At 74.9% G+C, this 21,625-nt stretch carries 15 protein-coding genes; 5 read left to right on the top strand and 10 right to left on the bottom strand.

What is annotated here, in order from left to right:
- Positions 1–66: 66 nt before the first annotated feature.
- Complete coding sequence (lysX, locus tag ABT345_RS09485; protein ID WP_345087835.1) at positions 67–3,381, bottom strand: bifunctional lysylphosphatidylglycerol synthetase/lysine--tRNA ligase LysX; 3,315 nt, start codon at positions 3,379–3,381, stop codon at positions 67–69.
- Between the two features lie 387 nt (positions 3,382–3,768).
- Between lysX and ABT345_RS09480 the strand changes: the two genes are divergently transcribed.
- Entirely contained in the window at positions 3,769–3,963 is a 195-nt protein-coding gene (locus ABT345_RS09480) for a hypothetical protein (RefSeq protein ID WP_345087833.1), read from the top strand.
- A gap of 38 nt (positions 3,964–4,001) precedes the next feature.
- Here ABT345_RS09480 and ABT345_RS09475 read toward each other — a convergent pair whose 3' ends face one another.
- The 3 genes from ABT345_RS09475 to xylB all read right to left on the bottom strand — a co-directional run bounded on the left by ABT345_RS09475 (position 4,002) and on the right by xylB (position 7,674).
- The gene (locus tag ABT345_RS09475; RefSeq protein ID WP_345088159.1) at positions 4,002–5,228 is read right to left on the bottom strand and encodes a phosphodiester glycosidase family protein; all 1,227 of its coding nucleotides are present in this window, start codon (positions 5,226–5,228) and stop codon (positions 4,002–4,004) included.
- A 133-nt stretch (positions 5,229–5,361) separates the two neighbouring features.
- On the bottom strand, positions 5,362–5,979 hold the full coding sequence (locus tag ABT345_RS09470) for an N-acetylmuramoyl-L-alanine amidase (protein WP_345087831.1): 618 nt from the start codon (positions 5,977–5,979) through the stop codon (positions 5,362–5,364).
- A gap of 264 nt (positions 5,980–6,243) precedes the next feature.
- Entirely contained in the window at positions 6,244–7,674 is a 1,431-nt protein-coding gene (gene xylB / locus ABT345_RS09465) for a xylulokinase (protein ID WP_345087829.1), read from the bottom strand.
- Between the two features lie 461 nt (positions 7,675–8,135).
- Between xylB and ABT345_RS09460 the strand changes: the two genes are divergently transcribed.
- Positions 8,136–8,975, top strand: a complete 840-nt coding sequence (locus tag ABT345_RS09460) for a hypothetical protein (RefSeq protein ID WP_345087827.1) — start codon at positions 8,136–8,138, stop codon at positions 8,973–8,975.
- Positions 8,976–9,132: 157 nt separating this feature from the next.
- Here ABT345_RS09460 and mmuM read toward each other — a convergent pair whose 3' ends face one another.
- Together mmuM and ABT345_RS09450 are read right to left on the bottom strand one after the other, a co-directional pair.
- Positions 9,133–10,053: a homocysteine S-methyltransferase gene (mmuM, locus tag ABT345_RS09455; RefSeq protein WP_345087825.1), complete on the bottom strand. Its 921-nt coding sequence runs from the start codon at positions 10,051–10,053 to the stop codon at positions 9,133–9,135.
- A 91-nt stretch (positions 10,054–10,144) separates the two neighbouring features.
- On the bottom strand, positions 10,145–11,077 hold the full coding sequence (locus tag ABT345_RS09450; protein ID WP_345087823.1) for a LysR family transcriptional regulator: 933 nt from the start codon (positions 11,075–11,077) through the stop codon (positions 10,145–10,147).
- 116 nt (positions 11,078–11,193) lie between these two features.
- Here ABT345_RS09450 and ABT345_RS09445 point away from each other — a divergent pair, with 116 nt between their 5' ends.
- On the top strand, positions 11,194–11,811 hold the full coding sequence (locus ABT345_RS09445; protein ID WP_345087821.1) for a maleylpyruvate isomerase family mycothiol-dependent enzyme: 618 nt from the start codon (positions 11,194–11,196) through the stop codon (positions 11,809–11,811).
- Between the two features lie 43 nt (positions 11,812–11,854).
- Here the strand turns inward: ABT345_RS09445 and ABT345_RS09440 are convergent, their stop codons facing one another.
- From ABT345_RS09440 to ABT345_RS09430, 3 genes are all read right to left on the bottom strand, one after another.
- Positions 11,855–14,812, bottom strand: coding sequence for a glycoside hydrolase family 2 TIM barrel-domain containing protein (locus ABT345_RS09440; protein ID WP_345087819.1), 2,958 nt, complete (start codon positions 14,810–14,812; stop codon positions 11,855–11,857).
- 175 nt (positions 14,813–14,987) lie between these two features.
- Entirely contained in the window at positions 14,988–16,322 is a 1,335-nt protein-coding gene (locus ABT345_RS09435) for an SWF or SNF family helicase (RefSeq protein WP_345088157.1), read from the bottom strand.
- 83 nt (positions 16,323–16,405) lie between these two features.
- Positions 16,406–19,651 carry an SNF2-related protein gene (locus ABT345_RS09430; RefSeq protein WP_345087817.1) on the bottom strand — a complete coding sequence of 1,082 codons (3,246 nt, stop codon included), beginning with the start codon at positions 19,649–19,651 and terminating at the stop codon, positions 16,406–16,408.
- Between the two features lie 147 nt (positions 19,652–19,798).
- On the opposite strand from ABT345_RS09430, the gene ABT345_RS09425 reads away from it, so the two are divergent.
- Positions 19,799–19,981 (top strand): tail-anchor membrane protein, encoded by a 183-nt coding sequence (locus ABT345_RS09425; RefSeq protein ID WP_345087815.1) that lies wholly within the window; start codon positions 19,799–19,801, stop codon positions 19,979–19,981.
- 234 nt (positions 19,982–20,215) lie between these two features.
- Here the strand turns inward: ABT345_RS09425 and ABT345_RS09420 are convergent, their stop codons facing one another.
- Positions 20,216–20,527: a hypothetical protein gene (locus tag ABT345_RS09420; RefSeq protein ID WP_386458898.1), complete on the bottom strand. Its 312-nt coding sequence runs from the start codon at positions 20,525–20,527 to the stop codon at positions 20,216–20,218.
- A gap of 24 nt (positions 20,528–20,551) precedes the next feature.
- Between ABT345_RS09420 and ABT345_RS09415 the strand changes: the two genes are divergently transcribed.
- Positions 20,552–21,424, top strand: coding sequence for an alpha/beta fold hydrolase (locus ABT345_RS09415; RefSeq protein ID WP_345087813.1), 873 nt, complete (start codon positions 20,552–20,554; stop codon positions 21,422–21,424).
- The last annotated feature ends 201 nt before the right edge of the window (positions 21,425–21,625 follow it).

The raw sequence follows: 21,625 nt of genomic DNA, 5'->3' as shown, positions 1-21,625 counted from the left end.
CAGGGCCGAAAACGCGCCGCGCGCCCCTCCCGGAGGAGAGGCGCGCGGCAAACGGAGGCGGACCGCTCAGCGGCGCCGGACCAGCGGGAACGGCAGCGTCTCGCGGATCGACAGACCGGTGAGGAACATGACCAGCCGGTCCACGCCGATGCCCAGACCACCGGTGGGCGGCATCGCGTACTCCAGCGCCTGGAGGAAGTCCTCGTCCAGCTCCATCGCCTCCACGTCACCGCCCGCCGCCAGCAGCGACTGGGCGGTCAGCCGCCGCCGCTGCTCGACCGGGTCGGTCAGCTCGGAGTAGGCGGTGCCCAGCTCCGTGCCGAAGGCGACGAGGTCCCAGCGCTCGGCCAGCCGCGGGTCCTTGCGGTGCTGGCGGGTGAGCGGCGAGACGTCCGTCGGGAAGTCCTTGTAGAACGTCGGCAGCGTCGTGCGCTCCTCGACCAGCCGCTCGTACATCTCCAGCACGATGTCGCCGCGGCCCATCTCCGGCTTCACCGGCACCGACGAGGCGTCGCACAGCCGCCGCAGCACCCGCGCGTCGGTGTCCGCGCCGACCTCCTCGCCCAGCGCCTCGGAGATCGCGCCGTAGACGGTCTTGACCGGCCACGCCCCGGAGATGTCGTGCTCGACCAGCCGGCCGTTCGCATCCGCCTTACGCGCGGTCGCGGTCCCGAACGCGGCGACCGCGGCGCCCTGGATCAGCTCCCGGGTCAGGTCGAGCATCACGTCGTAGTCGGCGAACGCCTGGTACGCCTCCAACATCGTGAACTCGGGGTTGTGCTTGTACGAGATGCCCTCGTTGCGGAAGGTCCGCCCCATCTCGAAGACCTTCTCCATGCCGCCCACGCACAGCCGCTTGAGGTACAGCTCGGGCGCGATCCGCAGGTACAGGTCGAGGTTGTAGGCGTTGATGTGGGTGTGGAACGGCCGGGCGTTGGCGCCGCCGTGGATCTGCTGGAGCATCGGCGTCTCGACCTCCAGGTAGCCCCGGTCGATCAGCCCCTGCCGCAGCGCCTGCACGGCCGTGCTGCGGGCCCGTACGGTCTCCCGGGCGTCCGGCGAGACCACGAGGTCGACGTAGCGGTGGCGGACCTTCGCCTCCGGGTCGGTCAGACCGCGCCGCTTGTCCGGCAGCGGCCGCAGGCACTTGGCCGTCAGCCGCCAGTCGGTGACGAAGACCGTCAGCTCACCGCGGTCGCTCGCGCCGACCTCGCCCTCCGCCTCGACGTGGTCGCCGAGGTCGATGTCGGAGCCGAAGCGCTCCAGCAGCTCCTTGCCGGTGGTGTCGCGGGTCAGCGCGATCTGGAGGTCACCGGACCAGTCCCGCAGCACGGCGAAGAGCACACCGCCGTGGTCGCGGGTGAGCAGCACCCGCCCGGCGATCCGCACGGTCTCCCCGGTGTGCGCCCCGGCCTCCGGAGCCGGATGCGCGGCGCGGACCTCGCCGAGCGTGTGCGTACGCCGCACGCCGACCGGGTACGGGTCGGTGCCCTCGGCGCGCAGCCGCTCCAGCTTCAGATGGCGGGTGCGCACCTGCTCCGGCAGCGCGGCCAGCTCCCGCTCCCGCTGCTCCTCGGCGGTCGGCGCCTCGCTGACCAGGCCCAGCTCCTCCAGCGAGGGCAGCCCGGCGGTGCTCGCCGGGGCCAGCAGCTTCTTCTTGTGGCCCTTGCCCCACAGCTTGCCCAGGCTCGGTACGGCGACGAAGCCCTCGGCGATGCCGGAGGCGAGACCGATCCGGGCCAGCGCACCGGTGTCCGCGTAGCACAGGAAGCGCGGGTACCACTCGGGGGCGTACTTCGCGTTGGAGCGGTAGAGCGCCTCCAGCTGCCACCACTTGGAGAAGAAGAGCAGCAGCCGGCGCCAGAACTTCAGCACCGGGCCCGCGCCGATCCGCGCGCCCTCCTCGAAGGCGGAGCGGAACACCGCGAAGTTCAGCGAGATGCGGTGCACCCCGAACTGCCCGGCCTGGGCGCACAGCTGCGCGACCATGAACTCCATGACGCCGTTGGGCGCGCTGCGGTCGCGCCGCATCACGTCCAGCGAGATGCCGTCGTCGCCCCAGGGCACGAACGACAGCAGCGCGATCATCCGGCCCTCGCCGTCGAACGCCTCGGCCAGCAGGCAGTCGCCGTCCTCGGGGTCGCCGAGGCGGTCCAGCGCCATCGAGAAGCCGCGCTCGGTCTCGGTGTCGCGCCAGGCGTCGGCGCGTTCGATGACCTCGTGCATCTCGGCGTCGGTGAGCGCCGAGTGGCGCCTTATCCGGCAGGTGGCGCCGGTGCGCTGGACGCGGTTGACGGCCTGCCGGGTGACCCGCATGTCGCGGCCGTCCAGCTCGAAGTCCTTGACGTGCAAGATCGCCTCGTCGCCGAGCTGCAGAGCGCCCAGACCGCAGCGGGCGAACGCCTTCGCGCCCTCCTCGCTGGCGCCCATCACGGCCGGCTGCCAGCCGTAGCGCCCGGCGACCTCCAGCCACGCCTCGATGGCCTGGGTCCAGGCCTCGCGGTCGCCGACCGGGTCACCGCTGGCCAGGCAGACGCCCGCCTCCACGCGGTAGGTGACGGCCGCCTTGCCGCTGGGGGAGAAGACGACGGCCTTGTCGCGGCGGGTGGCGAAGTAGCCCAGCGAGTCGTCGCCGCCGTAGCGGGCCAGCAGCGCCCGGATGCGGGCCTCCTCGTCGCCGTGCAGCGCTGCCTCCAGGCGCTGCGAGCGGAAGAGCGTGGCGGCGGCGTTGAGCAGCGCGAGCGCGCCGAAGAGACCGAGCAGGAAGACGATCCAGTGCGGGGGGTGGCCCTCGACGAGCCGGCCGCCGACCAGCCCGCCGCAGACGCGGTTGGCGGCCCACAGCAGCCGGTTGCCGGCGCCGTGCTCCAGCGAGCCGGGGAACAGCGTCACCAGGCCCCAGCCGAGCAGCACCGCGGCGACCAGCCCGGCGACCAGCACGCCCGCGGCGCGGACGAAGGCGCCGCGCCGGGTGATGGCGTAGAACTCGCGGTGCGAGACGACGAGCAGCACGAGGATGGCGGTGCAGACCGCCAGCGAGACGGCGAACTCCCAGTACCCGGCGGTGAGGAACAGCGCGTCGGCGAGGGCGACCAGCAGCATGTAGGCGACGACGAACCACAGCGCCACCCGTTTGCGGGCGGCCATCGCCGCGCCGAGCAGGAACAGGAAGACGGCGTACGCGAAGTTCGGCGTCACGGGGATGGTGAGGGTGTCCAGCCAGTAGATCGCCGGGTGGAGCCCGCGCCGCAGCGGTCCGAAGAGCGCCGTGACGGCGCAGAAGAGGCCCAGCACACCGAAGGCGATGGCGAAGCCGTTGGGGACGCGGCGCCGGAAGCGCCGCCACCCCGTGAGTTGATCCTGGTCCTGCACGGTGCTCATTCCGTCACATTAAGCATGGAAAGGGGATATTCGGCCGATACGGGAGTGCACGGTCGCCGTGCACGGCGGGCCGCCCGCCCCGCGGGTCGTCGCGGGGTGTGCGGGGTGCACGGTCGGGTCATGGCGGTACTTCCGTCGGCCGGGGGTGTGCGCCGACGCGGATGGCGCCGGGCGTATCCGTCGCTAAGACGGCTGAGGCGAAGGGCCCGTTGCCCGCGGGAAAAGTGATCCGTGACACACGAATGCCGGGAACTTGGCGGCGCATTCGGGGTGACCCGCAGTGATCACCCGGATGGGGCACCGTATCGCGGGCGGGAATTCGCCTGAAATGCGCCAAACTTGCCACTCCTAGCCGTCCGATCGGGCGGCCGTCGCGGAGGTGCACCCATGGCTCTGACGATCTCGGTCGTCCTGTTGCTGCTCATTCTGACAGCGATCTTCCTGCGCAGCGGAAAGCTCAAGCTCTCGCACGCCATCGTCTGCGCGCTGCTCGGCTTCTACCTGGCGAGCAGCAACATCGCCCCGGACCTGCGGCACAGCCTCTCCGGCGCCGCCGACGTGATCAGCAGCGTCCGCCCGTAACCGCATCCGGCGGCGGCCCGGGGCCTTCCGGGCGCGGGTCAGTCCTCCGCGAACACCCCGAGCGCGTTCGGCACCGGGCGCTCCGCGCCGCCCGACGGATGGTTGCGCACCACGACCTGACCGCCGTGCGGTGCGCGGGTCACCAGCGTCGAGGAGCCGCCGCCGTCCAGATCCACGCCGTCGCGCGCACCGAGTCCGCGCAGGACGGCGGCCAGCTCGGTGAGGGTGAGCCCCGGCTCGCCCGGGGTGCCGTCCAGGGCCAGCAGATACAGCGTGCGGCCGCCGTCCCCGATCCCGGCGCCGGTCCGCACCGCCGGGGTGACGGTGTCGGTGCCCGGTACGGTCCGCCCGTCCCGCAGCACCGCGAACCCGCCGACCGCGCATCGCAGCGGCACGCCGCTCCGGCCGGTCAGGCGGTGGCCGATGCGCACCGGGTCGCCCGGCCGCAGCTCCGCCAGCCGCCGCGCGCCGTCCTCACGGCCCAGCAGCACCTCGGAGCCGGGCGGCACCCCGTCGCCGGGCCGGTCGGCGACCGCGGTGACCCGGCCGCGGGCCACGGTCACCTCCCGTACGCGCGCGGTGCACGGCGCCGCCCGGTCCGTGTCGGTGCCGCACACGGCGCGCGCCCGCGCGGCCGGGCCCCAGCGGGAGGTGTACGCGCCGATGCCGTCCACCGGGAGCGCGTACTGGTTCAGCCCGGCGAGCGGCAGCGTGCCGTGGCCGGTCACCGCCGCGCCGCGCAGGGTGAGCCGGTCCAGCCGCGCCCGCCGGTCGTAGCCGATGCCGAGGACGTCCTCGGGGCTCGCGCCGGGCGGCGGCGCCGGGCCGAAGCGCTGACCGGCGGGGACCGCGGCCTTCAGCCCGTGTCCGGCGGCGACGGCCGGGCCGGACGGGGCGCCGGTCGCCGGGACGCCGGGGTGCTGGGTCTCGACGAAGTGGAAGAAGTCGCCGTTGACCGCGGCGGTCGCGCCGCGCGCCGTGGCCAGCGCGGAGACGGGCGCCCGCGCGCCGACCGCCCCCGGGTACAGCAGGTCCACCGAGACGCGCGGCGCCCGCAGGTCCACCGTCAGCAGATGCCCGTGAGCGGTGCCGCGCGCCACGGCCACCTGGAACGTCGTATAGATGACGCCGGGTGCCTGCCGGACGCCGGGCGCCTGCCGGATGCCGGGCGCGGTGGCCAAGGAGTCGGCGGCGCTCGCCGGGGGGCCGCCGGCCGCGGCCGCCAGACTCCAGACGGCCAGCGCCGCCAGCACCGTGTGCACCATGCCCCGCCGACGTCGCACGGTCCCTCCCGAGGTCGCACCGACCCTCCCGGTGCCCGGCGTCGCCGCCGTGGCGCGGGGATGTCGGTGCGGCGGACATCTCGGGAACGACCGTCGCGCCGGGGCCGGCGGGTCGTCAGGCCCGGCCCTTGACCAGCTCCAGGTAGCGGGCCCAGTCCCAGTACTGCCCCGGGTCGGTGTGGTCGGTGCCGGGGACCTCGACGTGGCCGATGATGTGCTCGCGGTCCTTGGGAATGCCGTAGCGGTCGCAGACCGCCGCGGTCAGGGCGGCGGACTGCCGGTACAGGGCGTCGGTGAACCACTTCGGGTCGTCGACCCAGCCCTCGTGCTCGATGCCGATGCTGCGGGTGTTGTAGTCCCAGTTGCCCGCGTGCCAGGCGACGTTCTTCTCGCTGACGCACTGGGCGAGGTAGCCGTCGGAGGAGCGGACGACGTAGTGGGCGGCCGCCTTGTGGTTCGGGTCCTTGAAGAGCTTGAGGGTGTCGGCGAACGTCTCCTGCGTCACATGGATGACGACCATCTCGACCGGATACTCCGTCGGGCGGTTGGCCTCCGTGAAGTTGGCGGGGTCGGCGGCGGCCCAGTGCACGGGCGGATAGGCCGCCGCCCGGGGGTGTGCGGTGCGGGGTCGGGCGGCGGCGCTGCCGGCCGGGACCAGCGCGGCGGCCGCGGCGAGCGCGGCGGCGCCGGTGAGCAGGCGGCGGCGGGGCAGGGAGGTGCGGTCGGACTCCATGCGTACTCCTGACGAGGCCGAGGGGGGACGCGTACATGACACGTGTGGCCGGTGTGTTCATGATGCGCAGCCGTCCCCCGGATGCCAAGGGTCCCCGGCTGCCGCCAATGGGCGAACCAAAGAAGGAACTCGCAGGTCATGAAGGCGAGTTGGAGGTGACACGCCGTCACTCGGATGCCGTAGCGATCCCTGTGGCGGCCGGGCGTGCCGCATCGCCCGGCCGGGGGAGCGGCGGGGCGACGCGGACCGGATCCGGGCGCGCCCTCACCTCCGCAGCAGCGCCTCGCCGTCGGCCAGCGTGGCCGTCAGCCGCTCCCAGGCGGCGGTGTCCCGCTCGCGCGGTGCGTACGCGGTGCCGCGGGCGGTGCCCCAGCGCCGCGCCACCGCCGCCGGATCCTCGCCCAGCAGCAACCCCGCGGCCTGCGCCGCCGCGCCCAGGGCGACCAGTTCGCGGGCCTCGGGCACCTCCACCGGGCGCCCCGACAGCCGCCGCACCGTCTCCCGCCAGGCCCGGCCCCGCGCGCCGCCGCCGATCAGCAGCAGCGGCGCATCCGCCGCCGACTCGGCGTCCAGCACCTGATCCACCGCCTTCAACAGCGCGAACACCGCACCGTCGTAGGCCGCCTGCAGCACCTGACCGGGCGTCGTGTCGTGCCGCAACCCGTGCAGCAGGCCCGACGCCCCCGGCAGATTCGGGGTGCGCTCCCCGTCGAGGAACGGCAGCAGCACCGCCTCGCCGCCCGCCTCGACCGCCTCCCGGTCGCGGCCCAGCAGCGCGGCGATCCGGTCCACGGCCAGGGTGCAGTTGAGCGTGCAGGCCAGCGGCAGCCAGTCGCCGCGCGCGTCCGCGAAACCCGCGACCGTCCCGGACGGATCGGCCGGCCGCCGCCGCGAGACCGCGTAGACCGTGCCGGACGTCCCCAGACTCAGCACCGGCCGGCCGGGCCGCAGCCCGAGCCCCAGCGCCGCCGCCATGTTGTCGCCGGTGCCCGCCGCCACCAACGCCCCGCGCGGCAGCGGCAGTTCCGCGCTCCGTACGGTGCCCACCGCCTCCCCGGGGCGGGCCACACGGGGCAGCGCGGCCGGGTCCAGCCCGATGTGACCGAGGATCCCCTCGTCGTACGCCTCGGTGGCCGCGGCCCACCAGCCGGTGCCGGACGCGTCGCCCCGGTCGGTGACCGCCTCCCCGGTCAGCCGCTCGGTGAGGTAGTCGTGCGGCAGCCGGACCGCGGCGGTGGCGGCGGCCGCGGCCGGTTCGTGGGCGCGCAGCCACGCCCACTTGGCGACCGTGAACGCCGCCCCCGGCACACTGCCGACCCGCTCCGCCCACGCGGCGGGCCCGCCCAGCTCCGCCACCAGCCGCTCCGCCTGCGGCGCGGACCGTACGTCGTTCCACAGCAGCGCGGGCCGCACCGGCGCGCCCGCCGCGTCCAGCGTCACCAGACCGTGCTGCTGCCCGGCCACGGACACCGCGCCCGCCTGCCGCGCCGCGTCCCCGCACTGCCCCAGCGCCGCGCCGAGCGACGCCCACCAGCGCCCCGGATCGCTCTCCTTGCCCGCGCCGCCGCCGGCGACGTGCGGGGCCCGGCCGCGGGCGACGACCGTGCCGGACGCCGCGTCCACCACCAGCACCTTGGTGGACTGCGTCGAGCTGTCCACGCCGACGACGAGCGGTCCCGCTGCCTGTGCGCCCATCGCGCTCTCTCCCTCCGCCCGGCCGCGGACCGGGCCGTTCGGCCATCGCGTGCCGCATGCTAGGGCCTGTCGCCCCCTCCCGCCCGCCTCCGGACGATGACGGCAGCGGCTCCGCGGCGCCGCCCGCGGACGCGGTGGCCGCCGAACTCCACGTCGTACGCGCCCAGGAGGGCCGGCCCGGCATCGGCGGGGGCGAACCGTGCGTCGAGGCCGTGCGCACGGCTCTCCGTCAGGAGCCGTTGCCGGCAGGCGTCGAAGCCAGGGGGCCCGGGCAGCAGCGGTGGCGGCGCGGTTCGTCCGGGGGGGGGAAGGCCGATGAACACGTCAAGCCTCCGGGCCGTAGGCTGGAGCGCGTGTCCGTGGTGCGACCTGTGCCCGTTCGCCGGACATGTCGGCCCTCGTTCCTCCCCGCTCTGCCACCGAGTTTCCCAAGACCCCGCAAAGAAGCGATTATCTCTGTCATGAGCTTTCCTCCGCCTCCGCCGCCCCCGCCGAACCAGCCCCCGAACGACGGCCAGGGCGGCTTCGGTCCGCCGCCCGGCGGTTACGGCGCCGGGGGCCCGGTGCAGGGCGGGTACGGCCAGGGCGGGTTCCCGCCGCCGGGCGGTCAGCCGGCTGGTCCGCCGCCCGGCGGCTTCGGTCCGGTCGGCCCCGGCTTCGGCCCGGCGGGCCCCGGTGGCCCCGGCGCTCCCGGGGGCTGGCAGCCGCCGCCCCCGCCGCCGTCCGGCGGTGGCAACGGCAAGATCATCGCGGCGATCATCGGCGGCGGTGTGCTGGTGCTCGCCGTGGTCTTCGGTGCCATCGCGATGAGCGGCGACGGCGACGACGACAAGAAGAACCGCGCCACGCCCTCCCACAGCACCGACGCCTCGCCGAGCGCCACCCCGGACGACGGGCCCACCACCGCCACGGACTTCCCGTCCGAGTCCGCGAGCGCCTCGCCGTCGGAGAGCACCATTCCGTTCTTCAAGCTGGAGGTCGGCGACTGCTACGACCTCCCGGCCGACGGCAGCGGCAACAACGAGGCGGCGTCCTGCGACGACGCGCACGACGCCGAGGTCGTCACCATCCACCAGCTGCGCTCCGGCTTCACGTCCAGCTCCGACATCAAGGAGGAGGCCGCGAAGATCTGCAAGAGCGACCTGGAGAGCAAGGCCGCCCGCCAGCCCGCCGGGACCGCGGAGGGAACCTACGTGCAGTTCCCCAACCTCAAGGGCTACAACCTCGGCATCAAGAGCGTCAGCTGCAGCCTGATGGGCAACCGCTCCGGCACGAAGAAGCTGCACGCACCGCTGTCCTGAGCGGTTACGGGTGCGCCGTCCCGCCGGGCACGGCGCACCCGGGACGGCGGCGTACGGCCCAAGGCCTGCCGCTACGGGCCCCGGACAGCCGGCTTCCCTCCCGGGCCGCCCACGCGGTGCGCTGCGCGCCCGCCGGCCCTCGCGCGGCCCGGACCCCTCAGCCCCGCAGCTGCGCCGCCAACGCACGGATCTGCTCGGGGCCCACCCGGCAGCAGCCACCGATCAGCCGCGCCCCGGCCGCTGCCCAGCCCGTCACCTGCGCCGCCCGGAACTCCGGCGCACCGCACCAGGTGCGGGCCCCGGCGTCCCAGCTCTCCCCGCTGTTCGGATAAACCACCACCGGCTTGCCGGTCACCCGCGCCGCCACCTCGACGGCACGGTCCGCGTCCGCGGGCGCACAGCAGTTGACGCCCACCGCGACGATCTCCGCCACGTCCGCCGCCACCGCGAACGCCGCCTCCAGCGTCTGCCCCGCCCGGGTACGCGTCCCCGCCACGCTGTACGAGAGCCACGCCGGGACGCCCAGCCCGCGCACCGCCCGCACCAGGGCCCGCGCCTCGTCGGCGTCCGGCACCGTCTCCAGGGCCAGCACGTCCGGCCCGGCCGCCGCCAGGACCTCCAGCCGGGGCCGGTGGAAACGCTCCAACCGGGCCACGGTCAGTCCGTAGCGGCCCCGGTACTCCGAACCGTCCGCCAGCATCGCGCCGTACGGCCCGGCGGACGCGGCCACGTACAGCGGACCGGCGACGCCGCCCGCCCGCGCCCGCTCGGCCGCCTCCCGGGCCAGCGCCACGGAGCGGCCGAGCAACTCCCCGGCCTCGGCGGCGCCGACGCCGCGCCGTGCGAACCCCTCGAACGTCGCCTGATAGCTCGCGGTGATCGCGACCTGCGCCCCCGCCGCGTAGTACGCGCGGTGCGCCTCGATCACCGCCTCCGGATCCTCAGCGAGCAGCCGCGCCGACCAGAGCGCATCGCCGAGATCGTGCCCCGCGGCCTCCAACTGGTTGGACAGCCCGCCGTCGAGGACCAACGGCCCCGCGGCGAGGGCGGCGGTGAACGGCGAGGACGTAGGGACCATCGAAACCTCTCCAGGAAATGGCGAAGGGCGTACGGGCGTCACCCGGGCCCCGTCCGTCCGGATCGTAACGCCGACCGGTGACAGCGGACGGTTACCGGTCGGCGTGACGATCCGGCGCGACCCTGGTCAGCGCGGTGTGCAGCCGCTCCAGCAGGATCCGGACGGCCGGCCCCGGGGAACCGTCCGACCGCCACGCCAACGCGACCCGGCCCCGCAGCGGCGGCCCGGTCAGCTCGCAGGTCCGCAGCCGGGCCTGCGCCGCGACCGCCTCGGGCAGCGCGGGCACCACGGCCACCCCGAGGCCTCGCGCCGCGAGCTGGGTGACCAGCCCCGGGGACGCCGCCTCGAAGGCGATGTCCGGCCGGAACCCGGCGCCCGTACAGGCGCGTTCGAGCACCGCGCGCAGACCGGTGCCGCGCGGCAGACCGATCAGCCGCCGCCCCTCCAGCGCGGCGAGCGGCAGCGCACCGCCGACGGCGCGGCCGAACACCGGATCACCGGGCGCGGCCGCCGCCACCAGCGGCTCGTCCACCACCAGCCGGAACGACACCCCGGGCGGCGGCTCCTCGTCGGCCAACCCGACCGCGGCGATGTCCAGTTCGCCGCGACGCAGCGCGCCGAGCATCCGCTCCGAGGTGTCCTCGGTGAGCGCGATCTCCACACCCGGATGCCGCTCGTGGAAGCCGGCCAGCACGGAGACCACGTCGAAGGAGTGGCCGGCGGCGCCGGCGACCAGCCCCAGCCGCACCCGGCCGCGCAGCAGCCCGGCGAACTCGTCGGCCGTCTGCCGGACGCCCTCGACGGCCGCCAACGCCGCCCGCGCGTAGGGGAGTACGGCCTCGCCGGTCTCCGTCAGCGTCACCCGCCGCCCCGAGCGGTCCAGCAGCGGCTGCCCCAACTCCCGCTCCAACTGCCGGATCTGCGCGCTCACCCCGGGCTGGGCGATGTGCAGCCGGGCGGCGGCGCGGGTGAAATTGGCCTCCTCCGCCACGGCGACGAGGTACCGCAGCTGCCGAAGCTCCATAACCGCGGATTCTAGTGACCACAACAACCCGTTCTTGGACGCGGGCGACCGGCCCGGACACCCTGGAGACACGGTGCACGGCTGCGCGCACCGCACGGACGCACGGGAGAACGACGATGGACATCAGAGCCTTGATCGCGGCGGAGCGCCAGGAGCTGGCGGACCTCTGGGACGGCCTGCCGGACGCCTCCTGGGACGCGCCGACGCTGTGCGCGGGGTGGCGGGTCCGGGAGGTGGCCGCCCATATGTCGCTCGGCTTCCGCTATCCGCTCGCCCGGGTCGCACGGGAGCTGCTGGCGGCGCGCGGGAGCCTGCACCGGATGACCGACCGGTGCGCCCGCCGCGATGCCGCCGCCCTCACCCCGCGCGAGCTGGCCGAGGCGCTCCGCACCCATGCGTATCACCCCTGGAAGCCGCCGGTCGGCGGCTTCACCGGCGCCCTGGGCCACGATGTGGTCCACGGCCTGGACATCACCGTCGCGCTGGGCCTGGACCGCCGGGTGCCCGAGGACCGGCTGGACGTCCTCCTGGAGAGCATCACGCCCCGGACCGTACGGTTCTTCGGCGCCGCGCTGGACGGCATCGCACTGCGGGCCGACGACCGTGACTGGACCTACGGCACCGGCACCCCGCTCACCGGCTCCGCCCAGGACCTGCTGCTCGTCGCCTACGGCCGCAGGCTTCCACAGGGCCGCCTCCGCGGCGCCCGGAGCGCACACTTCGCCCTGCGCTGACGGGCCCCTGCCGAGGCGATCCGGGACCTGCGTCACGGCCGCCTCACCGCACCGCGGAGAAGGTGAACGCGAACCGGGCGGGCCCGGCCGTCAGACGATGCCGGGGAAGCACACCGGGGCCGCAGGAGCGGCTGCCGAGGCCGTGCTGCGCATGGTCGAGATGGAGCCACACCCGCTCACCGGGCGTCAGATCCGTGGTGTGCCGGGCGGCGTCCAGCTCCTCGGTGGTCCAGCGACGGGCCGTGAGGAAGAACTCCGGTACGCCGCCGATCCGCAGGCCCGTGCCGTCGCCCCGGGTCAGCTCCGCCCACCGCACACCGGGCCGGGCACCGTTCTCCTGCGGGCGGACATACGGTGTCTGCAGCGCGTCGACGGAGGACTCCCAGCGCCCCAGCCGGGCGGCCGCGCGGCTGTCGGGGTAGCCCTCGCCCGGCCCGCCGCCGAACCACCGCACCTGGCCCAGGCTCCCCGCGACCGCCATCCGCATCCCCAGCCGGGGCAGCGGAACGTGCCATTCGCCCTCGGGCTCGACGGTCACCTCCAGCCGCAGCAGCTCCGCCGCGGCCGTCCAGCGGTGGACCACGCGCAGCGCCGCATCCGTCCCGGCGGCCGCCACCCGCGTGTGCACCGTGAGCGCCTCCGGCGACGCGGTGACGGCGTCCGTGCGGTGCCGCATCCGGTGCAGACCGGCGCGGCGCCAGGCGGCCGCGGGCCCCGGGTCCGGCTTGTCCGCAGCCGCCTCGTCGTTGTCGGTCGGCGCCCGCCACACGTCCAGCCGCGGGCCCCGCACCTCCTCGCCCGCCACGGTGGTGAGCAGGCCCGTCGCCGGGTCGAAGAGGCCGGGACCCAGCGCGAGGGATGCCCCCGACCGGCGCGGCGAAGCCGCCGGCGGCCGGCCGGACGCGCCGTTCCCGGGCGCCGGTGCGGGCAGCTGCCCCCAGGCGACCTCGTGCCCGGCCGGGGCCCACGCCGTCGCCTCCGCCAGCACCGCCCGGACCGTCCACCACGCCTCCGGCACGGCCTCGTCGGCGCGGGTCCCACCGGGTGCGGAGGGCGCCGGCGGCAGCGCGACCTCGGCCGTCGCGCCCGGTGCCGTGTCCGGGACGGTCAGCGTGCCCGAGGACCGTGCCACGCCGTCCACCTCGTACGCCCACCGGAACGCCAGCCCCGAAAGGTCCGCGAAATCATGGAGGTTGCGGATCACCAGGGTGCGCGGCGGGCCGTCGGCGGCGTCGCCCGCCGTGATCCGCACCGGCTCGACCACCTTCTTCAGCTCCGTCAGCCCCGGGGACGGGGTGCGGTCGGGGAAGACCAGCCCGTCGCAGACGAAGTTGGCGTCGTGCAGCTCCTCGCCGAAGTCGCCGCCGTAGGCATGGAATTCCGCGCCCTGCGGGGTGGTGCGGCGCAGCCCGTGGTCCAGCCACTCCCAGACGAAGCCGCCCTGGCAGCGCGGGTAGGTCTCGAACAGCCGCTGGTACTCGCTCAGCCCGCCGGGTCCGTTGCCCATCGCATGGGCGTACTCGCACAGGACGAACGGCAGGTCACGCCGCCTTGTTGCCAGGTCGGCGTCGGCCGGCGGCTCCTCCGTCCGCCGCCCGATCCGCTCCACCTCGGCATGGTCGGCGTACATCAGGGAGTACACATCGGTGTCGGCGCAGCTCGGATCGCCCTCGTAGTGCAGTGGCCGGGACGGATCGCGGCGCCGCATCCAGGCGGCCATCGCGGACAGCCCCCGCCCGGTGCCGCATTCGTTGCCCAGCGACCACATGATCACGCTCGGGTGGTTCTTGTCCCGTTCGACCGTGCGGCGGGCCCGGTCGAGCAGCGCCGGCTCCCAGCGCGGATCGTCGACGGGGTTGTTCCGCCACCCCAGCGCCCGGAAGCCGTGGGTCTCCAGATCGCACTCCTCGATCACCCACATCCCCAGCTCGTCGCAGAGGTCGAGGAACGCCGGATGCGGCGGATAGTGGCTGGTCCGCACCGCGTTGAGGTTGTGCCGCTTCATCATCAGCAGGTCACGCCGCATCGTTTCCGGGGCCAGGGCGCGGCCCCGGCGCGGGTCGAACTCATGGCGGTTGACGCCGCGCAGCAGGATCCGGCGGCCGTTGACCTGGAGCAGTCCGTCCGCCACCCGGACGGTGCGGAAGCCGATCCGCAGCGGAATCCGCTCGCCCGGTGTGACCAGCTCGCCGTCGTACAGCACCGGGGTCTCGGCCGTCCACGGGCGGACGGCGACGGTCGCGCTCTCGTCCGTCGCCAGATCCAGGCCGAGCGACGGCACCGTCACCCGGCCCGGCGGATCGCAGCTGACGCGGAGCGTGCCGAGGCCGGTGGTGTGGTCGTACCCGGCGTGCACGAAGTGGTCGGTGACCGAGCCCTCGGGACGGCTGTGCAGTGTCACCTCGCGGAAGATGCCGGGCAGCCACCACTGGTCCTGGTCCTCCAGATAGCTGCCCGACGACCACTGGTGTACCCGGACGGCCAGGACGTTGCCACGGGGGCGCAGCAGCGGGCCCACCGCGAACTCGTGCGCCAGCCGGCTGCCCTTGAAATGGCCCAGCTCCGTGCCGTTGAGCCAGACCCGGGCACAGGATTCCACCCCGCCGAAGTGCAGCACCGCCGGGCCGTCCGGCCAGTCCGGGGGCAGATCGAAGCGGTGGCGGTGATCGCCGGTCGGATTCTCGTCCGGCACCCGCGGCGGATCGACCGGGAACGGATACGCGGTGTTGGTGTACGCGGGCGCGCCGTGCCCCTGGAGCACCCAGTGGCCGGGCACGTGCAGTTCCGCCCACGGGGTGTCGTCGAACTCCGGGTCGGCGAACGCGGTGTCCGGCTCGGCGGCCGTCGGCGACAGCCGGAACCGCCAGCGGCCGTTCAACGACAGCCGGGCGGCGTCCGACCCGGCGTACCAGGGCCGGGGCGGCAGCGTCCCGCTCCCCGGGGACCGGTCCTCGAAATACGGCACGGTGGTCCGGCCGGGCGCCGGTGGGGTAACGGTCATGGCTCCTCCTCGCTGCGGGCACCGGCCCGGTGGCGGGCGGCGGTGCGACGGGGATCGGTGCGATGGGGATCGCTTCAGCGAAGCACGCCCCGCCGCCCGCCCGCAGGAGGGCGGCGGGGATCGGCCGGGCGGACACCCGGACGCACCCGGGGCGGACCGGTGCGAACGGCGGGCGCTACCCGGCGTCCGGACCCGCGCCGACCCGCGGCTCCGGGGCGTCCGCGCCGGATATCGCGGTGGCGAGCGCCGCCGCCGGATCCGCCGCCGGGCCGGCCGGTGCCCAACGGCCCTGCTCCTTGCGGTACGGCCACCAGCGTCCGTCCCGCCCCTGGCGCAGCTGCGCATCGGCCCCCGGCACCGTCCAACGGCTCCGCGACATCCGCAGTTCGGGCCGTGTGGCGCCTTGCCAGGCGGCGGCCAGCTGCGCCCGGGCGCGCACCAGATCGGCCGGATCCGGCACCCGGTCCTCCTCCAGGACGCCGAGCGCCGCCGCGCCGCCCAGCCGCCAGGCGCGGACCGCCAGCGCCATGGCCCGCGCATCGCGCCCCGAACCCGCCGCCAGCCGCGCCGTCGCCCCGGGGCCGGGACCGGCGGCCGCCAGCCGTACGGCGTCCTGCGCGCGGGTGAGCGCGGGCGGCGCCTGATCGGGCCGGGCGGTGAGGGCCCCGGCCAGCAACTGCCGGGCCCGCGCCGCCGCGTCCGCCCGCAGCCACTCCAGCGCGGCGACCTCCACCCCGGGCTCGGGCGGGGTGTCACCCCCGAGGGGAGCCGGATCGTCCCAAACCTCCACGGGAGCCGGCAGGGCGGGCAGCGGAGGCAGTGTCTCGCCCGCATACGCCTGCGCCGCGGGGACGCCGACCGCTGCCGGCGGCCGCTCCGCGGAGGCATCGGCGGCCCGCGCCGCGCTCCGGGCCTGCAACTCGTCCAGCAACTCCCGCTCCCCGCGGCCGCGGACCAGCAGCAGGAGGAACGGGTCCGCGTCCAGCAGCCGGGCCAGCTGGTAGCAGAGCGCGGCGGAGTGGGCGCAGTGGTCCCATTCCTCGCAGCTGCACTCCGACTCCAGATCGCCGATGCCCGGCAGGAGTTCGATCCCCACGTCGGACGCGTCCTCGGCGAGCACCGGCGGCATGTCGCGGTCCAGCAGGGCGGCGATGTGCCCGGCGCGGTCCGCCATCACGTCCAGCAGCCGGTCCCACTCCCGCGGGCCGAGCTGCTGCAGCAGGACATCGGTGCGGTGCCGGGTGTGATCGCGGTCCTGCACCATGGCCGTGATCCGGCCCGGACGCACCGAGACGGCCCCCACCGCGCCGGCCCGTGCATGCCGCCGCCCCTGCTTGACCTGCTGCCCGTCGAGCGCGGTGTCCTCCAGCGCCTTCAGCCAGGCCCGGCCCCACCAGGTCTGCGCGAACGCCCCGCCGCGCACCGCGGGCAGCGCCGCGAACGTCCGCTCGGGCACCGCCTCGCGCCCGCCGGAACCCCGCCCGGCATCGACCCCGTACTCCGTCTGCATCTCTGCCACGGCCCCCGTCATCCCGTCCGACCCGCCTTCCCCTACGTCCTGTCCGCCGGGCCCCAGGCCGCCCGGCCGCCCCGTCATCCGTGCTCTCCCCGCAGGGTGACCAGCTCCGCCAGCTCGGCGTCGGTCAGCTCGGTCAGCGCCGCGTCGCCCGCGCCGAGCACCGCGTCGGCCAGCTGCTGCTTACGGGCGAGCATGCCGGCGATGCGGTCCTCGGCCGTGCCTTCCGCGATCATGCGGTGCACCTGGACCGGCTGCGTCTGGCCGATGCGGTACGCACGGTCGGTGGCCTGCGTCTCGACCGCCGGATTCCACCAGCGGTCGAAGTGCACGACATGCGAGGCGCGGGTGAGATTGAGCCCGGTGCCCGCCGCCTTCAGCGACAGCAGGAACACCGGCACCGCGCCCTCCTGGAAGCACCGCACCATCTCCTCCCGCCGCGCCACCGGCGTCTGACCGTGCAGCAGCTGCACGGGAATGCCGCGCCCCGTCAGATGCCGCTCCAGCAGGCGCGCCATCTGTACGTATTGCGTGAACACCAGCACACTCGCCTCCTCGGCCAGCAGGGTCTCCAGCAGTTCGTCGAGCAGTTCCACTTTTCCCGAACGCCCGGCGATACGCGGCGAGTTCCCCGCGCCCTGCGAAACCGGCGCACCCGTAGGAGCCCCGGTCTCCGGCGCCGGAACCAATGCTTCCGACCGCCCGGCGGAGGCAGTTCCGCCGCCGTCCAGCTCCTTGAGGTACTGCGCCGGGTGATTGCAGATCTGCTTGAGCGAGGTGAGCAGCTTGACCACCAGGCCGCGCCGCGCGAAGCCGTCCGTCCCCGCGATCTCCGCGAGCCCCTCCCGCACCACCGCCTCGTACAGTCCGGCCTGTTCGGCGGTGAGCGCCACCGCGCGGTCGGTCTCCGTCTTCGGCGGCAGCTCGGGGGCGATCCCGGGGTCCGACTTGCGGCGGCGCAGCAGGAACGGCCGCACCAGCCGCGCCAACCGCTCGGCCGCCGCCACCGCCCCTGGAGAGGCGGAGCCGCCCTCGATGACCTGGGCGTAGCGGGTGCGGAAGCGGCCCAGCGGTCCCAGCAGCCCCGGTGTCGTCCAGTCGAGGACGGCCCACAGCTCGGAGAGGTTGTTCTCCACGGGTGTGCCGGTCAGCGCCACCCGCGCCCCGGCAGGCACCGTCCGCAGCGCCCGCGCGGTCGCCGAGGCGGGGTTCTTCACATGCTGCGCCTCGTCCGCGACGACCAGCCCCCACCCCGCCTCCGCCAGCCGCGCGGCATCCATCCGCAGGGTGCCGTACGTGGTGAGGACGAACTCGTCCGGCGCGAGACCGGCCAGGTCGCGCCGCGCGCCGTGGTAGCGGCGGACCGCGGTACCCGGGGCGAACTTCTCGATCTCCCGCTGCCAGTTGCCGAGCAGGGAGGTGGGGCACACCACGAGCGTGGGACCGGCGGTCTTGGGACTGCCCGCACGGTGCAGATGCAGCGCGATGAGCGTGATCGTCTTGCCCAGACCCATGTCGTCGGCGAGGCAGCAGCCCAGCCCGAGCGAGGTCATTCGGTGCAGCCACTGCAGGCCGCGCAGCTGGTAGTCGCGCAGGGTGGCGGCGAGCGCCGCGGGCTGCGACACGGGTTCTGGGTCCGGGCGTTCCGGATCGGCGAGCCGGTCGCGCAGCACGGCCAGCGGGCCCGTCACCTCGACCGCGACCCGCTCGCCGTCATCGGTCTCGGTGCTGCCGGTCAGCGCGGCGCCCAAGGCGTCCAGGGGCGTGAGGGTACGGTCCGTGCGCCCCCGGGCGGCCCGTAGCGCCTCCGTGTCGATCAGCACCCACCGGTCCCGCAACCGCACCAGGGGCCGGCCCGCCTCGGCGAGCCGGTCCAGCTCCGCCCGGTCGAGGGCCCGGCCGCCCACCGAGAACCGCCAGCTGAACGAGAGCAGCGCATCGGCCGACAGCAGCGCCGCCGGGCCACCGGACCGCCCGCCCCACGCCGCACCGCCGTCCCCCTGGTGGCGTGCCTCCTCCCCAGGCGTGCCCGCGGCGTCCGTCGGCCCCGTGCCGTCCCCGGGAGCGGCGTGCCCCACCACCGCGTGGCTGGTCAGACCGGTGACCAGCTCCTTCGGCCAGTGCACCTGCACCCCGGCGGCGGCCAGCGACCGCCCCGCCGGGCCCAGCAGGGCGACGGCCTCCTCGTCGTCGAGTTCCAGCGTGTCCGGTACCGCAGCCGAGAGCAGCGGCGCGAGCGGCGCCCAGACGGCGGCCGCCCGGCGCAGCGTGACCAGGGTGTCCATCCGGGCCCGCGCACCGAACGCCTCCCCGGTGGCCGGGCCCCCGGCCCACACCTCTGCCGCGTCCGCCACCACGCCCGGATCCGTCAGGCTGTGCACCTGGAGGACGGCCGCGAAGGTGAGGCTCCCCGGGGCGGCGAGGAGATCGCCCGCGCCCTCCCCGGAGGCCGTGGACAGACCGCCCGGCCCGCGGACCTCCAGCCGCAGCGAGAGCCGTACGCCCGCATCGTGCCCGGCGGCGATCTCCGCGGCCCATGCGTGCTGCTCCGGGATGTGCTGCGGGGCGGACGCGGCGAAGGCCGGGGCGCCGGTGACGAGGTCGGCGGCGGGGGAGCGGGGCAGCCCGTCGGCCACGGCATCGAGGAAGCCCCGAAGATGCCGCTCCGCATCGGGCAGCAGGACGGCGCCGTCCGTGGCGGAAGCGTCCGCGGCGGGCAGCGGCGCGGCGCGCGCGTACGGCGGCATGGCGGCGGCCAGGGCACGCACCCGCTCCCCGTCCGCCGCATCGAACGGTCCCAGCCGCCAGGCGTCGTACCCCTGAGGGCTCAGCCCGGGCAACAGCCGCCCCCGGGCGACGAGCTGCAGCGCGACCAGCGCCGCCGTGCCCCAGAAGACGAGGGAGGGATCCGCGTCGCCGCCGCTTCGCGCGCGGGTGAGCAGCGGGAGGGCGTCCGCGACGGGCAGCAGGAGCGCCGGTACGTCGCGGAGCACGATGCCGCTGTCGTCCCCGGGGCGCGCGTCCCCCGGTCGCGCGCCGTCGGACCGGGGGCGGCGTTCCCGGGGAAGCGCGACCGTCAGACGGCCGGTGGCCGCCGCCGGCAGCTGCCCGTCCGGGGCCTGCGCGGGGGCGGCGTCGGACGGCGTGGCGGTCCGGGCGTTCAAAGCGTCTACGGCGGAGTCCAAGGGGCCGCCGTCCGGGCGCCAGAAGGCGACCTGTCCGGTACGCGGCGGGTCCGAGGGCAGGAAGGCGGCCGCGCAGCCGGCGAGGGCGGCCGACAGGCCGGGCTGCGGGGCGGCGGGTGACAGCGGGAGGTGGGTCACGGCGAAACGGACTCCTCAAGTTTGACTACTGCCCGATGTGGCGCCCGAGGGTACAGGACGCGCAAGCTGTTCATGGAACCTGCGGAGCCACCACGGCGTTCAAGAAGTGACAGAGCGCGGTACGTGCCGCGGAAGGGGAGTGAATCGATGTCCACACGGGCGAAGGTCGCAGTGGGTGGCGTCGCGGTGGGAGTGATCCTGCTGTGGCTGCTGCCGCTCTGGGCGGCCCTCCTGGTGATGGTCGGTGTGCCGGTCGTCGCCTATCTGACGCTGGACCCCTCCCAGCGCCGCCGCCTGCGGCACGTGAGCCGCAAGCAGCTGGGTCGCTGAGGCGGGCAGAAGCCGGGGCGCCCTCCGCCGGCAGCGGGCGAACACCGTCTGCCGACGAGGGGCGCCTCCGGCATCCCTGAAACCGCCCGGGGTGCCGGAACCGCCCATGGCCACGGGATTCGGCCCAGCCACGGTTCGTTACGCGGTTCGTCATGAGGCAACCTCGCGGTTCGTTACGGGCCGAACGTCCTGGGCACGGCCCTCGACGCACGGCCGTGACCAGCACATTCGAGGTCACTTCCCAGACCGCCGCCTCCCGCATCCCCGCAGAAAGTTCCCGATCGCGGCCGGTTCACGCTCGTCGTATCCCCGCAGCGGGTACACCGCCCGATCGATGAGCGGGCCGTAGTGGGGTCGTCCGAGGGAGACCGCCCGCTCGTCCACTTCGACGGTAACCTTGCGGCGCTCCCGCGCATCGCGCACCCGCCGCACCGGCCCTGCCCGTTCCAGCCGGCCGATCGGTGTGATGGTTCCCGCGGAGTCCAGCCCGAGGAGGGAGCCAAGGCGTCCGGCGGTGGTTTCCTCGCCGGCGCGGGCGGCGTCCATCGACAGACAGAGGGGTCACCGTTCATGAACGCTCGCGATACGTATGACGCCGACGACTTCCTCCTGGCCTACGACAAGGTCATGGCCAAATGGCCCGCCGCTCGCGAGACGGCGAGTGTTCCCACCCCCTTCGGCACGACTCACGTCACCATGTGCGGCCCGGCCGACGGGCCCTCGCTCCTCCTCCTGCCGGGCGGAGGGGGCGCGACCTCCGCGTCCTGGTATGTGCAGGCGGCCGAACTCTCCCGCACCCACCGGGTGTTCGCCGTTGACCTGATCGGCGCCCCCGGACGCAGCACTCCCGACCGAGACCGCCGCCCCCGTACGGTCGCCGACCTGTCGGCCTGGCTGGACGCGCTCCTCGACGGCCTCGGAGTGTCCGAGACCGACTTGGGCGGGCACTCGTACGGAGCCTGGATCGCACTGCATCACGCCATGCGCGCGCCCGACCGGGTACGCCATCTGGTCCTTCTGGACCCAACCCGATGTTTCGCCGGGCTCAGCCCGGCCTACCTGTTGCACGCGCTGCCGTCGCTGTTGCGACCCGCACCTCGCCGGGTCCGCGCCTTCCTGGAGTGGGAGACCGGGGGCTCCGTCCTCGATCCCGATTGGCTCGCGCTTCAAGAAGCGGCCGCCGGTTTTTCCTCCGTCCGGCCCGTGACCGGGCCGCGCCCGGCGCCGGACGCACTGCGTGGCCTGGGCCTGCCGGTTCTCCTGCTCCTCGCCGGAAACGGCAGGGCCCATGACGCCTCCGAGGTGGCCGCCCGCGCCGAGGCGCTGCTGCCGCACGTCGCCACGACCGTGCTGCCGGATGTGTCCCATCATCAACTTCCGCACGCAATGCCACCTGCGGTGAGCTCTCGCCTCTCCGACTTCCTGGGACGGTCCGGTGGCTGAGCCGCAGCCCGCCCAGGACACTGCACCCTGAACATCACCCCTCCGCCAAGAGCACTCCCGATACCTGGACCAGGTCTCCAGACCAGGCCTCCACCCGAGGGACCACGACCGTGGCCCGATGCCTGCGCGCCCCTCCCATGCCTACGCTCACGGACGCAATCCGAGGCCGACCGAGGCCGATCCGCCGCAGCTCAAGTCCGC

The organism is Streptomyces sp. NPDC000404 (genome assembly GCF_040300365.1).
GTDB classification, from domain to species: domain Bacteria; phylum Actinomycetota; class Actinomycetes; order Streptomycetales; family Streptomycetaceae; genus Streptomyces; species Streptomyces ramulosus.
Note: the sequence above shows the minus strand (reverse complement) of the source record. Positions and strands in the feature narration are given on the sequence as shown.

Bases quoted from the DNA above. Each gene is read 5' to 3' on its own strand.
- ABT345_RS09460 (WP_345087827.1), top strand. From the start codon at position 8,136: ATGAGCTTTCCTCCGCCTCCGCCGCCCCCGCCGAACCAGCCCCCGAAC.
- ABT345_RS09425 (WP_345087815.1), top strand. From the start codon at position 19,799: ATGTCCACACGGGCGAAGGTCGCAGTGGGTGGCGTCGCGGTGGGAGTG.
- ABT345_RS09420 (WP_386458898.1), bottom strand. From the start codon at position 20,527: ATGGACGCCGCCCGCGCCGGCGAGGAAACCACCGCCGGACGCCTTGGC.
- ABT345_RS09480 (WP_345087833.1), top strand. From the start codon at position 3,769: ATGGCTCTGACGATCTCGGTCGTCCTGTTGCTGCTCATTCTGACAGCG.
- mmuM (WP_345087825.1), bottom strand. From the start codon at position 10,053: ATGGTCCCTACGTCCTCGCCGTTCACCGCCGCCCTCGCCGCGGGGCCG.
- ABT345_RS09435 (WP_345088157.1), bottom strand. From the start codon at position 16,322: ATGCAGACGGAGTACGGGGTCGATGCCGGGCGGGGTTCCGGCGGGCGC.
- ABT345_RS09440 (WP_345087819.1), bottom strand. From the start codon at position 14,812: ATGACCGTTACCCCACCGGCGCCCGGCCGGACCACCGTGCCGTATTTC.
- ABT345_RS09415 (WP_345087813.1), top strand. From the start codon at position 20,552: ATGAACGCTCGCGATACGTATGACGCCGACGACTTCCTCCTGGCCTAC.
- xylB (WP_345087829.1), bottom strand. From the start codon at position 7,674: ATGGGCGCACAGGCAGCGGGACCGCTCGTCGTCGGCGTGGACAGCTCG.
- lysX (WP_345087835.1), bottom strand. From the start codon at position 3,381: ATGAGCACCGTGCAGGACCAGGATCAACTCACGGGGTGGCGGCGCTTC.
- ABT345_RS09445 (WP_345087821.1), top strand. From the start codon at position 11,194: ATGGACATCAGAGCCTTGATCGCGGCGGAGCGCCAGGAGCTGGCGGAC.
- ABT345_RS09470 (WP_345087831.1), bottom strand. From the start codon at position 5,979: ATGGAGTCCGACCGCACCTCCCTGCCCCGCCGCCGCCTGCTCACCGGC.
- ABT345_RS09450 (WP_345087823.1), bottom strand. From the start codon at position 11,077: ATGGAGCTTCGGCAGCTGCGGTACCTCGTCGCCGTGGCGGAGGAGGCC.
- ABT345_RS09475 (WP_345088159.1), bottom strand. From the start codon at position 5,228: ATGGTGCACACGGTGCTGGCGGCGCTGGCCGTCTGGAGTCTGGCGGCC.